11 protein-coding genes are annotated in these 15,665 nt (G+C 32.9%); all 11 read right to left on the bottom strand.

All coding sequences use genetic code 11. The features are described from left to right. Window positions 1-13: 13 nt before the first annotated feature. Window positions 14-742: an energy transducer TonB gene (locus ACVCZW_RS02235; RefSeq protein WP_452230964.1), complete on the bottom strand. Its 729-nt coding sequence runs from the start codon at window positions 740-742 to the stop codon at window positions 14-16. Window positions 743-803: 61 nt separating this feature from the next. Continuing rightward, complete coding sequence (locus ACVCZW_RS02230; RefSeq protein ID WP_452230963.1) at window positions 804-1,178, bottom strand: VanZ family protein; 375 nt, start codon at window positions 1,176-1,178, stop codon at window positions 804-806. Continuing rightward, window positions 1,171-1,551 (bottom strand): glycine cleavage system protein GcvH, encoded by a 381-nt coding sequence (gene gcvH, locus ACVCZW_RS02225; RefSeq protein ID WP_452230962.1) that lies wholly within the window; start codon window positions 1,549-1,551, stop codon window positions 1,171-1,173. Before gcvH ends, ACVCZW_RS02230 begins: the two co-directional genes overlap by 8 nt. Before the next feature lie 60 nt (window positions 1,552-1,611). Next, complete coding sequence (gene sov / locus ACVCZW_RS02220) at window positions 1,612-8,820, bottom strand: T9SS outer membrane translocon Sov/SprA (protein WP_452231546.1); 7,209 nt, start codon at window positions 8,818-8,820, stop codon at window positions 1,612-1,614. Between the two features lie 6 nt (window positions 8,821-8,826). Continuing rightward, window positions 8,827-9,408: a Holliday junction branch migration protein RuvA gene (ruvA, locus tag ACVCZW_RS02215; RefSeq protein ID WP_452230960.1), complete on the bottom strand. Its 582-nt coding sequence runs from the start codon at window positions 9,406-9,408 to the stop codon at window positions 8,827-8,829. Between the two features lie 101 nt (window positions 9,409-9,509). After that, window positions 9,510-11,816 carry an NADP-dependent malic enzyme gene (locus ACVCZW_RS02210; protein WP_452230959.1) on the bottom strand — a complete coding sequence of 769 codons (2,307 nt, stop codon included), beginning with the start codon at window positions 11,814-11,816 and terminating at the stop codon, window positions 9,510-9,512. A 197-nt stretch (window positions 11,817-12,013) separates the two neighbouring features. After that, window positions 12,014-12,919, bottom strand: coding sequence for a hypothetical protein (locus ACVCZW_RS02205; RefSeq protein WP_452231545.1), 906 nt, complete (start codon window positions 12,917-12,919; stop codon window positions 12,014-12,016). 177 nt (window positions 12,920-13,096) lie between these two features. After that, on the bottom strand, window positions 13,097-14,257 hold the full coding sequence (locus ACVCZW_RS02200) for a hypothetical protein (RefSeq protein ID WP_452230957.1): 1,161 nt from the start codon (window positions 14,255-14,257) through the stop codon (window positions 13,097-13,099). Window position 14,258: 1 nt separating this feature from the next. Beyond that, the gene (locus ACVCZW_RS02195) at window positions 14,259-14,711 is read right to left on the bottom strand and encodes a hypothetical protein (protein ID WP_452231544.1); all 453 of its coding nucleotides are present in this window, start codon (window positions 14,709-14,711) and stop codon (window positions 14,259-14,261) included. A 16-nt stretch (window positions 14,712-14,727) separates the two neighbouring features. Continuing rightward, on the bottom strand, window positions 14,728-15,228 hold the full coding sequence (locus ACVCZW_RS02190; protein WP_452231543.1) for a hypothetical protein: 501 nt from the start codon (window positions 15,226-15,228) through the stop codon (window positions 14,728-14,730). Window positions 15,229-15,412: 184 nt separating this feature from the next. Further along, window positions 15,413-15,665, bottom strand: a 253-nt coding sequence (locus ACVCZW_RS02185; protein WP_452231542.1) for a hypothetical protein, incomplete at its 5' end; no start/stop codon positions are given.

Raw genomic sequence — 15,665 nt, 5'->3', positions numbered from 1 at the left:
AAAACGTATTGTTTTAGTCTTGTACTTGGAATGAGATTGGAAATCCGTAAGGTACTGTTACTGCTTTACCACGTTGCATACCTGGTTTCATTTTAGGTAATTGACTTACAACTTTCACTGCTTCTTGTTCTAATTTTGGATGTGGAGCTCTTGCACGTACACCAACTACATTTCCGTTTTTATCTACTTTAAACTGAATGCTTATTCTGTGTTTACCAGCATTTAGTCCTAAATCTTGTGCTAAGTCTGTATTAAATTTCTTGTTTACAAATTTGCTAATCTTTTCAGACATACATTTTTTTCTTGCATTGTTATTTGATTCTCCTTCACATCCTGGAAATACAGGAACGTTTTCAATAACCGCAAAAGGAACTTCGATATCTTCTTCTACTTCTTCAATTTCTTGAACTTCTTCCACCTCAACAATTTCTTCTTCTTGACTGGTTTCTGTAGATTCTATCACTGTTTCTTCCACTTCAGCTTCATCTTCTACTATTTCAATAACTTCTGGAGCTGCTGGTGGTGGCGGTGGTGGTGGCGGTGTTTGAATTTGTTCTGTAATTGGCACTTCTTCCTCTAACTCTTCATCCAAGTTTAATTGTCCGATATCTATAACAGACTTGTCGTATGTTTTATAATTAATCGCAAAATTTGTTAAAAATAACATTAACGCTAAACCTATTAAAAAGTATAGGCTACTATTTCTACCAACGTTTGCTTTAGGATTTTTCTTAAGTTCCATGATTATATGTTTTTACTTGTTGCTAAAATAACCATTTATTTGGCAAATAAGCAAGGGTTTATTATTTTTTAACTTCTGTTCTCTTAAATAGCAATAAAACGATAACGGTTATACCTACACCCAATGTGTTAGCTAAAATATCATTATTATCTGCAACTCTTGTTTTGGTAAGCATACCTTGTAATGCTTCAATAATTATACCAAAGATTACGGAAACAATTGCAGAAACCAATAATGCTTTATTAAAAGGCCATTTAAATTTATTATAAAATGCTTGAAACCAAAACCAGGATAAACCACTGTATGCAATAAAATGAAATATCTTATCTGAGTTGGAATAATTAATATCTGGCAAACCAGAAATATGAATAAGACTTGCTATTGCCAATACTATAGTATAGCACAAGGTAATCCCAAAGGCATATTTTCTAAGCACCTATTAATGCTTTATAGTCTTCCGCAGACATTAAATTTTCGACTTCTGATAGATCAGAACATTTCATTTTTATCATCCAACCGTCACCGTAAGGATCTGAATTTACTTTTTCTGGTTCGTCTTCTAAAGATTCGTTAAATTCTGTGATTTCTCCAGATAATGGTAAAAATAAATCAGAAACTGTTTTTACAGCTTCTACTGTACCAAAAATTTCTTCAGCTTCTAATGTTTCGTCTACAGTTTCTACTTCCACATAAACAATATCACCTAATTCACTTTGTGCGAAATCTGTAATTCCTATGGTTGCTACATCACCTTCTAATTGGATCCACTCGTGATCTTTTGTATATTTTAATTCTGCTGGAATGTTCATTTTTTATTTTAGTTATTAGTTATTCGCAAATGTATTTAATTGTCCTTTAATTTTAAACTTTTAATTACCAAAATTATATCTTAATGTTAAACCAGATCTAATTGTGGTTTGTGGGAATGCTGTAGATATTGCATATTCTGAAAAAGTATAATCAAAATAGAAAATTCCGGTTAGGTTTTTACTAAACGCATAATCTGCCGTAAATTTACCACTCCATAAGGATTGACCAGAGGTTATTTGATTATTTTCTAAATCTAAATATCGGATTATCGTTTTATTATCTCTAAAGGAAACATCTGCCTTTAGATTGATATCACTAATAATCGTTTTGTTTGGTCCTGCAAGTTTAGATTTCATTCGTACGTCTTTAATTCTATATCCTAGACCTACAATGTATTCTTTACCTTGAATTTCTGTCATCAAGTTATTGTCGAAACTCAAGGATAGCATTCTATCTTTTTTCATTTCTAAAAGTACTTTTATGGCACTTTTAGATTCAAAATCTATACGAAATAGCGGACTAAACATTTCTGTTAAGTTAATATTGCTGTATAGCTTCTCATTTTTAAAATCTCCAGATTGATCTAATGCATCTGCAGATTGACTTGCATAATCCACGGTTGGATCTGGAGCGGTATAATCTAAGTTTGTTCTAAACTGATTAATAGTATATGCAGAACGATAACCATGCGATAAAGAGAAACGTTTGAAGCGTTTTTTAAACCAATTCAGTTTCATGAAACCGGTATACTTTAAATCCCAATTAGGAATTGGTATATCTCTTAAAGCAGTAGTCTTCGTTTTACTTGCATCTTGTCCTTGGTAAGCAGATAAAAAGGATGGTAATAATACGGCTTGACTAGATTTCCCAAATCCTTCAGGATAGCCATCTGCATCTCTATTAAAGGTTGCATTACCATAGAATTTTTCGGCCAACCTATTTGCAACCACCAATCTATTCGTTCTAAAATCTTCAAAAGTTTTAGATTCATTTTCATCACTTTTATTAAATGCTGTTTTAATTAAAGCTGTCGAAATAGTAAAGTTTCCGTAGGTATTTGGAGTTAATTGGATATACTCTAAATCACTGTTTACGTTATAATTTTCGGTTAGATTTTCAGAATAAATTCTATTTCCAACAATATCAATTTTAAGATCGTTGAAAGGCTCCATATTAATTGCATAGTCAAATTGCTTTGCATGTGTTTCTGTATACTGCTGATTAAACTCTGGGTATTGTGTTAGCCATCCATTTCTTGCCGCTAACTCTCTAATATCATTTTGACTTCCAAAAGTATAACCTACAGTTGGCTTTAGTGTCCCTGCAAAACCTGGTGTTTGCGTATAACCAGGAAGATATGTACCATTAGATTCGTTATAATTTAATTGTATACGTTTTACACTAGTTAGTACACCTATTCCGAAGTTTGCTAACTTACTTGGTTTTTTAACTTTTACAGGTTTTTTAGCTTTCTCACCTGCTCCCGGAGGCGTTGCACTACTAGCTCTGCTTACTTTACCATTACTTCTTGCTCTCTTTTTTGATATTCCAAGATATTTATACAGCTTATTCATATCTAAAGAAGCATTCACATTGTGCTGGTTTGCATTAGATATCGAGTTTCCTAAATCATAGGTTCCAGATAATCCACCACCACCGGTATCTACATATTCTATATCTCCGTATAAATCGGATCCTTTTTGCCATTGAAACTCACCGCTATAGGTATACGTAGCATCAATAAAGCTAAAGGTTGGTATTTTATTTATAGGTAATTTGTAGTTTAAGCCAAGTTTTTGATATTGTCTATTAGGATCACCAAAATCGAAGAAACCATCCCAAACCGTTAATTCTGGATCTTGCCTTCCGTTTAACTCATCATCGATATAATAATTTCTTACAATTTTATTACTAGATGAAGTATAGTCGAAACTTAATGATTTTGTTACATTAAAGTTTACCGTATATTGAAAATCGAAGGTATAATTTCTTCTAAACAATTCCTCTAAACCAATATTGTCTCCAGTTAAATCTACATCTCTAAATTTTTGTTTATTAAACTGTCTGTTAAAGTCTGAATTAACTGTAAAGCTTGAAGGTAATGGGTTAAAGTTAAAGTCTTTTAATATTTTCCAATATTTACCCGTAAATAAGGAATCGTTCTTTTTAAATGGCTCAATGGAAAATGGCGCAAAATTATACGCATAGTTTGCTCCTGTTCTTACTTGTTGATCTAGCGAGCGTTCTATTTCAAAATCACGATACTCTATTTTGTTGTATGCATAACTAAATGTTAAGTTCTCTACATCATAGAATTGTGGTTTTTTATCTGTAGTTCTATTTTTTCTTACTCCAATAAAACTAATATTTTTTCTTTTCGTGTAGGTTTGCGACTGTTCTTTAATGGTTTCTTTTTCGGCACTAGTTTCTGCCGCATCTATTCTTGTTTGCAGTTCAATATCTTCGTAAAGCTGATCGTATTTGGGTGTAATACTTTCTTCTCCTTGACCATAATTAAAAGGAATTTGAATTCCCCATTTTTTAGGTAGTAACTGACCTGCATTTATATTAGTAACCACATCATATTGTTGTACGTCTTCTAAACTACGCTCTTGAGGTCCTTGTTCTATAGAACCAAAACCAGAGGTACTATATCTACCTGTTGCACTAACATTTGCAAAATCTGCAATATTTCCATCCGCACTTATAACGGTTGCCCAACCACCTTCATTATCCATTTCTGCAAGACGAAGTTCATTAAACCAAATCTCACCACATTTTGAAGTTCTATCATCGGCATTTTTAACCCCAACCATTAAGCTTCTAATATCTCCAAAATTAGGATTACCAAATATAGCGACACGTTGTTGCCCAACGGTGTATGGTGAAAATTCTGCAACAGAATTCTCGCTTAAATCGCCATCAATAATATCATAAAATGTTGCATTTGTAGCACTAAAATTATCGGCAATTGCTTTTGCTTTTATTTGTTGTAAAATAGCTAACTCTATATCTAATCCATTGGCGTCAGGCCAAAGATCGGATCTGGATGTTCCCGTAGATACCATTAAAGGTACTTCTATTTGGTAATAGTTTTGGGAAAGGTCATTACCCATTCTTATAAAACCAACTAAATCTCCATCCTCTAATAAAGACATATCTTCTCCTACTTCTGCGTGCATAAACATCTTTAAGTGTTTATACTGCCTCATATCTACGTTTATATTTTTATAAACTGCTCTTGCATCATGGGATTCTAAATCGCAAACATTCACCACTAATGACTGTTCGTTTTGTCTTATAACCGTATTGTTATTATATAATTCTTCTGGATCTACTCCTGGAGGCGATTCATAATCTCCATCATTTTCTAAAGTACTAATTACACCAATACTAAAGTCTGTATTTACATCTAATACTGGATCACCTAGATCTTCATCTAAAGTCTGTGAGTATCTTCTCCATTCACTACGTACTAAATCTAAAGAACCAAATCTAAAGACTGTAGCTTCTGAGAAATCTTTAACATACATACGAGCAAAACGTATAGAGCGTAAATCGGCAATACCACCAACATCATTTGTAAAGTCAGATACTGGAACTCTAAACTGATACCAAATTGGAACTACAGATTGACCATTAGGTAATTGTCTAGTTTCCGCGTCTTTGATATCTACAATGTATGGATTGTTAAGATTTAAATCGGAAGGCCTAATATCTAATTCATATTCATAATAACTATCAATGGTATTCATTGTGTTATCTCTATTAATATCTTCAACGTCTGGTTGCGTAGTACTACCTCTATTGGTGTCACTAAATTCATCTGGCGAGTTACCTTCTACATTATTGTACTTTTTATAACGATCAAAAACATCTCCATCTGTATTTAAAAAATAAGAATAATTATCATTCGAAGGATCTTCCAAATTTTGATAGTCTAAAGATGGAGAAAGTGATTTTTCTTCTCTATCATCATAACCATCATATCCTACATCTTGATTGGTACGCTCACCTCCAGTAGAATCAAAAGCATAAATTAAGGATTGATTTAAAGGCACTACACTTCCCCAATCTGTTTGGGTAAAAACACTAACATCGCCATCTTTTGGCAAACCGTTTTCATATAATTTTCTACCATCTTTAACAATATCTTCTGAAATATTACCAAGGTTAAAAACTAATTTACCTCCTGGATTTGCTGCATTTTCTTGAAATGGATCTTGTAACCAAAACTCTATATATTCTACATTTGCTTGTTCAAAATCTGTAGAGGTAAGTGATCGTGAAATCCCCGCCCAAGAGTCTTGAGGTGCTGTTAAAGTTCCGTTAGGAATATCAATATCATTCGTTTGAAAATTATAAGGTCCACGTTCTTCTGGATAGTATGCTAAATCTAACGTATTTAAGACTGTTGTTTGTCCTTGCGCGATGTCTTGTTGCGGAAAAAGTTCATTAATAAAAACTCTGGAAGTATATAAACCTGACATATCATCATCACTAATACCATCTGGACGACTACTACTATAAAAAATCGGATCTACATGATACCAGTTTAACATTGCTCTACCATAACCATTGGTAATGTTTTGCACATCAAAAACATCTGTATCATCTACTCGAATAGGTCTACTCGATAAGTGCCAAGAACTAGCAGATTTTAAATCTATAGCGCTCTGCGAGCCTTCAAAGTCATCTATATACGATGTTGCTTCTCCATCAAAATCTGTTCCACTAGGCGAACCTGGACGCAAAGCAGCAACTTCTCCTCTTATAGAGAAATTAGAAGGAACATCGGTATCTATATTAGGAAGTTTATTTACTAATCTTGTTAAAAAAGGAACTTCTGTAGAATAGTTTACATTAAAACCATAAATCTGATTATTTATTGGTTCACTATTATAATTTGCTTTTTGGGTTATTGGTCTTTCTTTTAAGCCAATGTATGTTGCACCAATAACAAAGTTTTCGTTAAACTTATGTTCTACATTTAAACCAAAAAAACGTTTAGATGTTTGTCCGAAAATAGAATTATTTTCTGTAGAAACCTGAATAGGTGTGTTAGAAGCTTTTAACGCTTCGTCCAAAATTTGCACCGTTCCTATTTGATAGTTTACTGTATAATCAATTCCTTCTACTAACACACGGCCACCAGCGGTAACCACTACAGAACCTCTTGGCACATTAAATGCACCTATAGAAATACCACCACTACCAGAAGATGTATATCGACCAGTTATTTGGAATTTATTTTTCTCAACCGCTTCAAGAGCTGCTGTTTTTGTTTCTTTATATAAAACATCATACACATATTTGGCCTGATTGTCATTGTATGACGTAGTCATCTCATAATCCTCTCCACCTAATGCTAAAACATCAAAAAGGTATTCTCCAAAAGGCTCTACTTTTGTGAATACTATTTTTCCGTTTTGCGGGATTACCGTGGTTCCGGAAACAAAATCGAAGAAACCATCTCCTCCAACTTGCGGATCATTATTGTAGTTTAATTTATCTAAATGAAATAAACGAATTAAAGGTGTTTCGGTAATTTCAGAATCATCTGTAGTAATGGTTGTATTGGCATCAAAAGTTGGAAATGCCGTTCCTGAAACTGGTGTAATAAAATTTACTGGAGAACCTTCGTTGTAAAAAATATTTAATTTAAAATCTTCTTGACTTAATTGATACGCTCCTGTATCATAAATATTTTTCATCATTAAGTCCCAAATTGGTTGGGAAGTAGATGTAATCGGACTTTTTAATAATTTTAAAATTAAGTTGTTATTTGTAACAGCGGTAACATTCCCGTCTGTATCTGTAGTAACTCCTGTTGCGTCTACACCATCATTTGCAAATTCACCAACTTGATATACTTGCCCTGCAACTGTAAATTGAAACGCAACAGCCAAAACTTCATCACTATTTAAACGTTGGTTTAAAGAAATATAACCCAATTGTGTGTTTAGCGTATACTCTTGATTTTCTGTTAATTTTCGTGCATTCTCTAATTTTGCATAATCTGCTCCTTCCGTAACTCCTGCAACATTAATACCCGATTGTACAGTGGCAATATCTCTAATTAAATTATTAAGTTGTGATCCTGCGCCACCAATATTGGTTGGATCGAATGCATTATTCTCATTATCTGGATACGCATTTGGACCTCCGCTAACTGCAACTGCAGAACCGACTCTAGCCGTTTCCCCTAAATCTTGTAACCCTACAATATTTCTTACATTTTCTGTATTATTACTTCGATTCGTGATCCAAGCTTCTATTCTAGTGATTTGAACTTGCGTATTTATAAATGGGTAATTATTTAATGCAACATCATAATTATTTCTAAAATAATGTGCTAAAAAGAAGTGTCTGTTTTCATCATAATCTCTAGCATAAAAATCGAATTCCTCTAGTGTTCCTCCACCTTGAGCTACTACGGTTTTTGTATCTGATTTTTGTTCGGAATACACTGCAGTAATGGTCGTTCTACCAAATTGTAATTGTGTTTTTACACCAAATAAACTTTGCGCTCCTGTAATTAAAGAACTATTAAGAGGCATGCTTACATTACCAACTTCTATCTTTTGAATGATATCATCTTCCGTTGGTGTGTACTCTAACTTTACTAAATTTTGAAAATCGAAAGTAGATTCTGTATCGTAATTAGCGGTTACTTGCAAACGCGTTCCTACTTTTCCTAATAAACTTAAGCTAATACGTTGATCAAAATCAAAGGTAAAATTACTTCTGTTTCTAGGAGAAAACGAAGGATTATCTTGTTTTGTGAATAGCACTCCTAAATCCATTTCTACAGAACCTTGTGGTACTACTTCAATGGTATTGCTTCCAAAAATGGTTTCAAAAAGTCCGGAGTTTACATAAAATTCTGGTAATAAGTTTTTCTGTTCTTCTTCGCTTCCTTCCTTTTTACCATCGAAAGCGTCTATTTTTTGCTTGTAGTAACTTCTTGAGTTTTCTTTGGCTACTAGTTCTTGAAACTCTCTTGGTGTTAAGATTACCGGATAGTTAATATTAAAAGTACCTACCGTTTCTGTATAAAAATATCTATCTGTTGTGGGATCATAGGTGTATTGCGAAACAATACTGGTAGGATTTGGCATTTGTAAATTACCAAGACTGTAACCTGTGCTTGTGGAGTCCTGCGGTGTTGGCTCTTGCGACCAAGCGACAAAAGACAATAAAACGGCAACTGTAGTAAAGAGTTGCTTTTGAATTGCTTTTACTGATTTAGAGTTAGTTGTATTCAAATCTTATTATAAGTTTTTTAAAGCTTGCTTAATAATAACTTCTACGTTTGCGTCTGGTTGAACAGCAATCACTTTATCTACCACGCGTTCTGCCTGCTTTTTATTAAAACCAAGAACTTCTAAAGCTGATAACGCTTCATCTTTACTTGTATTGTTTTGAGATACTGAAACTTCATCAATATCATAAATCTTTAGGACTTTGTCTTTTAAGTCGAGTATAACACGTTGTGCCGTTTTTGCTCCAATACCTTTAATAGATTGAATTAAAGCAACATCACCAACGGCAATTCCTTCTCTAACTTGTTTTGGTGTTAATGAAGAAAGCATGGTACGAGCAATACTTGCACCAATACCACTTACAGAAATTAAAAGCTTAAACATTTCTCTTTCTGCCAAAGAAGAAAACCCAAATAAAGTATGTGAATCTTCTTTAACCTGAAGATGTGTATACAGTTTCAAGTTTTCTTGATCTGGAATTTGAGAATAGGTGTGTAAAGAAATATTAAGCATATAACCAACGCCATTGCAGTCTATTACTACATCTGTTGGATTTTTCTCTACTAACTTTCCTTGTATATGTGTTATCATGTAAAAATTCGCATTAAACTCTCAAATGTAATAAAATTATTGTGCAATACCATTGTGATATGTTAAATCACAATAAAACGTTAATTTAATCGGTAAAATACTTACTTTTTGCCTGTCTTTTTACTTTGTTTTAATTCCCATTTCTCTTTTTCTTGTGCATCGATAACAGCAATTGCCGTCATGTTTACAATTTCGTCTACACTTGCTCCTAGTTGCAGAATATGAACTGGTTTACGCATTCCCATCATAATTGGCCCAATAGAATCTGCTTTATTAAGTACTTTTAATAGTTTGTACGTAATATTTGCGGCGTCTAGATTAGGAAAAATTAGTGTATTTACTTTCTTTCCTGCTAATTTTGAAAACGGAAACACTTCTTTTATCTTTTCGCTATTTAAAGCAAAATCTGTTTGTAATTCACCATCAATAACCATATCTGGATATGCTTTATGAAGAATAGCAACTGCATCTCTTACTTTGGATGCTTTTTCATTTGTTGAAGAACCAAAGTTAGAGTAACTAGTCATTGCCATAACAGGATCCATACCAAACATTCTTACAGTTCTAGCGGTCATTTGCGCAATAATAGCTAAATCTTTTGCTGTTGGATCAATATTAATTGCGGTATCACTTAAAAACAAAGGACCTCTTTTGGTCATCATTAAATTGGTAGTTGCTACACGCGTTGTTCCATGCGCCATACCAATAAGTTCTAACATTGGTTTTACTACCGAAGGGTAACTTCTAGAATAACCAGAAATAAGTGCATCTGCATCGCCTTCATTAACCATCATTGCTGCAAAATAATTACGTTCACGCATTATTTTTTGTGCAGAATACAATGTAATTCCTCTACGTTTACGTTGTTGCCAATAGGCATCCGCATATCTGTTTTTACGTTCTAATTCTTCATCCGATTTAGGATCGATAATTGGCACATCTGCATCAAACTCTATTTCTTCTTTTAGTCTTTCAATTTCATCTCTTCTTCCCAAAAGAATTGGATGTGCAATGCCTTCTTCATATACAATTTGCGCAGCCTTTAAAACATCTAACTGATCTGCTTCTGCAAATACTACACGTTTTGGGTTTGTTCTTGCCCTGTTAAGTAGAAGTCTAACTGTTTTATTATCACTACCAAGACGTTCTAATAATTCTTCTTCGTATTTCGCCCAATCTTCTATTGGTTCTTTAGCTACACCACTTTCCATAGCTGCTTTTGCTACTGCTGGGGGAACGGTTGCTATTAAACGAGGATCAAATGGTTTTGGGATGATATATTCTTTACTGAATGTTAACCTAGTTTCACCATATGCAATATTTACTTGCTCTGGAACCGGTTCTTTTGCTAATTCTGCTAAAGCTTTAACTGCTGCCATTTTCATAGCTTCGTTAATTTTTGTTGCACGAACATCTAAAGCGCCTCTAAAAATAAATGGAAACCCTAGTACATTATTAACTTGGTTAGGATGATCACTTCTACCCGTTGCCATAATAATATCATCTCTAGTATCGATTGCTAGTTGATATGCTATTTCTGGATCTGGATTCGCCATTGCAAAAACTATTGGGTTTTTAGCCATGACTTTTAACATTGCTGGAGTCACTACATCTGCCCTTGACAAACCAATGAAAACATCTGCATTGTTCATTGCTTCATCTAATGTATCTATTTTTCTATGTGTTGCAAATTCTGCTTTTTCAGTAGAAAGATTCCCTCTATCATCACGAATAACACCTTTGCTATCTACCATTACAATATTTTCACGTTTAGCACCAAAGGCTTGATATAGCCTGGTACATGATATTGCTGCTGGCCCCGCTCCACTAACTACAATTTGAACTTGGTCTATTTTTTTTTCGGAAAGCTCTAAAGCATTTAATAATGCTGCCGCAGAAATGATTGCGGTACCATGTTGGTCATCATGCATTACAGGAATATCCAATTCTTCTTTTAATCGTCTTTCAATTTCAAAAGCTTCAGGAGCTTTGATGTCTTCTAGGTTAATTCCACCAAAAGTTGGTGCTATATTTTTAACGGTAGCTATAAATTCTTCAATATTTTCGGTATCTACTTCAATATCAAAAACATCTATTCCTGCAAAAATTTTAAACAGAAGTCCTTTTCCTTCCATTACTGGTTTAGAAGCTAATGGGCCAATATTACCTAGACCTAAAACGGCTGTTCCGTTTGAAATTACGGCAACTAGATTCCCTTTCGCGGTATATTTATAAGCGTTGTTTTTGTCTTTTTCTATCTCTAAACAAGGTTCTGCTACTCCTGGAGAATACGCTAAAGACAAGTCTCTTTGAGTCGCATATTTTTTTGTTGGTACTACTTCTATCTTTCCTGGAGTTGGCTTTGCATGATATACTAAAGCTTCTCTACGTTTACTTTGTTTGCTCATAATGACTATGGTTTTATGGAACTAGCAAATATAAACTATTACAAGAACAGAGCATAGAAAAAAGTACACGGAAATAGCATAATAATGGATGTCATTAATTCCTTTTTTTGGGATTAAATAAAACCTATGAAAAACAAAAAGCCTTAGTAATCAAAAGAGAATTACTAAGGCTTTTATAATACTATTCGTTACCAATACTAATCGTTTAACACTTTTGCTCCTTCTGGTTTAGAAAAGAAGTTCTCTTCTACGGTAGGAGAGAAACTAAGATCACTAACGGTTATTTTCGTAATGTATTGGCCTAATCCATCTTTATCTGTAGTAGACCAATAGGTTTTAAAACCAGTTGCAAAAACAATTCCGTCTACAGTAGTCGTTCCTTGTGTAACCGTAATTTTTTCTGGTGCGTGCCCTCCATTTGGAAAGTACTTTGGATAGGAAACAATATATTTAAAGGCATCTACCAAATTCGTTTTTGTATTGATATACAGGATATAATAATCATCTGGAGCAGAACCGACACCAGCATCATAAGTCGCTTTTATTACTTTTTGCATGCTTCCTTGAAATTCTTGTTCTGGCAATAATTCTAAATTTACGCCTTCTCCATCCAATACAAATGGATGCCCTGAAAAATACAATGGTGTTAAAGCCCAGAACTTAGTATCATAAGCAAACGATGAACTATCTTTTGCTTTTACCCAAGACTCTTGACCATCCCAACCAAAAATAGATGTTGAATCTGCAATACTATTATGTCTTGCCTTATTACTCCAAGTATCTATCGTTTGATAAGAATCTCTAATACCTTTACCATCTACTGGTTCATAATTAAAACGGAATGAAAAGTAGCCATTGCCATACCATTTATCTAATCCACCGTGTGCTTTCATGGCATTCCATAGCACTTTACCCGCTTCGGTTGTATTCAATCGTTTATTTGCTTTTTCCACTCTTTCTTGTATCCAAGAATCCGGAATATTATATTGTGTTTCAGACGTTTTCGTTTCTACACTAGTAACTACTTCTTTTTTCGTAGTTTCTTTACATGCGACAAGATTTAGTACTAAAAACAAACCTAAAAGGTTCTGTGCTATTTTCATTTTTTATTTTCTTTTTTTAATTAATCGGAAGTAGTCGAGATAATTCTTCAGACATTTCAAAATTACTTAATTTTATTTTGAAGTCGTATGTTAATCTTATCTATAAATTAATACTTCTATCGTTAAACACCTAATATTTGATCCAATAGCTTTTCCGAAGTGAAGAAAATAAAGAAACTAATCGTATTCATTAATGCCGTAAAGGATTTGTTTCATTTTACTTCCATTAATTTCCACAGGTTTATAAGCGGTATTAAATTTATCAATACTAACTTTTATATTTTCTTTTAAGGTTTTATATTCTGCAGGTATTTTTGAAGCACATTGCTTTTCATTTTGATAACTGTTTAGCATGATTCCAAACTTTTCATAGAATTTTGCGCCTTGATTTATATGCGAATTATATTGTGTTATAAATTGCAGTAATCTATCTATTGGAAACTCCAAGTTTATCTGCATTTTATGCGCCTTGTAACGTTGTGCATCATCAATTATCACTTTGTTTAATTCCTCTAAAAACCCATTAAGGTTTTCTCTAACAGCATCCCAATCGTCTGCATTTCTACATTCCTTTAAAGGTGTTTTATATTGAATAGGTTTTGTGAAATCTACGAACAACTGTTCTAACTCTATAATAATATTATCATTACTCTTTTGTAAAAAAGCAGTTTCAAAATAGATGGTATTTAAATCATTATGCATTCGCAAAGTAAAATCTAAAATACACTCCACATCTTTTAAATCTGCTTCTTTTTCCATTTGGCTAGAACTGGAATTAGTAAATAAGGACACTATGGAATGCACCACGGAAGTATATATATTATCTCCCAAAATGCTAGATAAGTTAAACCCTGTTTTTTTGTCTTGCTTACTACTAATTACGTCTTTCATCTTAGCAAACTCTGGATAATGGTTTGGGTTACTCAGATTATTTATTTCATTAAAAGTAGCCACGGTTGCAAAATGATGATCTAAACTCAAGGTTTTTTCATACAGTATTTTAATAATCTGTAACCCTTTTAAATAACGGATTTTACTAATATCGCTAGCTTCCGATAAGGAATTTCGTTTTAAACGTTCTTGTAATTGGTCTTTTTGTATTAGAAGTGTAATTTGCTGGTTTGCTCTTTTGGCATGCAGCAGATTTTTGTTTAGTAGTATTAGCTTTTCTTGTATCGCATAATTTTTCAAACGATACTGAGTTGTTATCGTTTGTATTTCTTGTTGTAATTCGGTTAAAACAGTATCTATATCATTTTCTGCATTCACACCTGCAAATCCAGAAAAGGTTATAAACAACAGTACTAAAAGAACTAGATATTTTATAAATTGTACCATACTATTCTAGTTTTAAAATGATAGTAAACGTATCTTTTGTAATATATACAGGATAATTGCCCTTTGTTATTTTGGTTAGATGCTTTGCTGTTTTCAAACCAGTTTTGGTTTCTGCTTCTAGCGTTAAATCTTCTTCCATTATAAAGGTTAATGCATTTACCTTAGAGGTTGTATTTAGGTATTGACCAACAATTTTATATTCTTCCTCTTTTGTAATTTTGGTTCTATCTATAATTAAAGTTATACTGTTCTCTTTATTATAGATTATTTGTGTGTTTCCTTGCGCTTTACTCTGACTCGTATTAAAAGTACAAATACCACCTCTTCTTATACAATCTGGATTTTTACCAAAGGTTAATTCTCCATTAATTGAGGTTTTTTCTGTTGTGTTTTTCTGTTGAGAAAAGAGCATAAGAGGTAGGCACAGCATCGCTATGAGTGTGTGTTTTTTCATTTTTAATTTACTATTATTAAAAACCAAAAATGTTACGAGCACATTGTACTTGACATCTAAAGCAGAAAAAACAACAACCACAGGGATGATTATTTTTATATTTACTTGCTACTGTATTAGCAGATACTCCGAAAAGCTCACGATCTAAGTTTGCGTTTTTATTTAGTTTTTTGGCACTATTTGTATATGTTATTGCATCTGCTATAACCTCACCAGAATCATTTAGAATAATACTACTTGTCGCTTTTGTTTTTAAATAATAATACACTTTTTCAATCAATTGCTCTCCTTCTTTTGAGATTGGAGCAATTTCCGTGACACCGTATAACTTCTGTTTAAAAACCATATATGTATCCCCTTCCTTATAATACGGCTTTGCACTTTCTACCATACCGTTTAATACTTCTGCTAATTCTTTCTGCATGCCTTTAATATCATCTATAGATTTAGTTTGTGCAGACATGTTCATGGTACACATTACCATAATAATAGTATATATATATTGTATAGTTTTCATGATTTATATTTTAAATAAGATTACCTACTCAATTCGTTTTTCGGTATACACGGCTTTTTAAAGTGTATAAGCAGACACTCTTAAAAATAAACTTAGATTTATCTTAATGTAAGACAAACACTATTTACCTTGGTTTTAGAGAACTATTAAGAACCTACGCTCAATAGAGCATATACCTCTTTATTCAATTGTATCCTTTAGATAATAACTGTTTTTCAATTCCTGGAAAGTGATTCGCACCATAAATAATTGCTAGCTTTTTGAGAGTGCTTTTTTCCACTTCATTTACAACATGATTATTTCGATAATGAAGAATTACTTCTTCTATAAATGTTTTATTTTTCTGTTGGTTTTCACAAATAGATTCTTCAAAAATAGAAGTTTCAAAATCACATGGTTCTAACATAATAGGACTGAAATTTTCCTCATAATGATTA

Source organism: Lacinutrix sp. MEBiC02595, assembly GCF_053601555.1.
Note: the sequence above shows the minus strand (reverse complement) of the source record. Positions and strands in the feature narration are given on the sequence as shown.

Coding starts and splice junctions, on each gene's coding strand:
- ruvA (WP_452230960.1), bottom strand. CDS start 9,408: ATGATAACACATATACAAGGAAAGTTAGTAGAGAAAAATCCAACAGAT.
- ACVCZW_RS02200 (WP_452230957.1), bottom strand. CDS start 14,257: ATGGTACAATTTATAAAATATCTAGTTCTTTTAGTACTGTTGTTTATA.
- ACVCZW_RS02205 (WP_452231545.1), bottom strand. CDS start 12,919: ATGAAAATAGCACAGAACCTTTTAGGTTTGTTTTTAGTACTAAATCTT.
- ACVCZW_RS02190 (WP_452231543.1), bottom strand. CDS start 15,228: ATGAAAACTATACAATATATATATACTATTATTATGGTAATGTGTACC.
- ACVCZW_RS02210 (WP_452230959.1), bottom strand. CDS start 11,816: ATGAGCAAACAAAGTAAACGTAGAGAAGCTTTAGTATATCATGCAAAG.
- gcvH (WP_452230962.1), bottom strand. CDS start 1,551: ATGAACATTCCAGCAGAATTAAAATATACAAAAGATCACGAGTGGATC.
- ACVCZW_RS02195 (WP_452231544.1), bottom strand. CDS start 14,711: ATGAAAAAACACACACTCATAGCGATGCTGTGCCTACCTCTTATGCTC.
- ACVCZW_RS02235 (WP_452230964.1), bottom strand. CDS start 742: ATGGAACTTAAGAAAAATCCTAAAGCAAACGTTGGTAGAAATAGTAGC.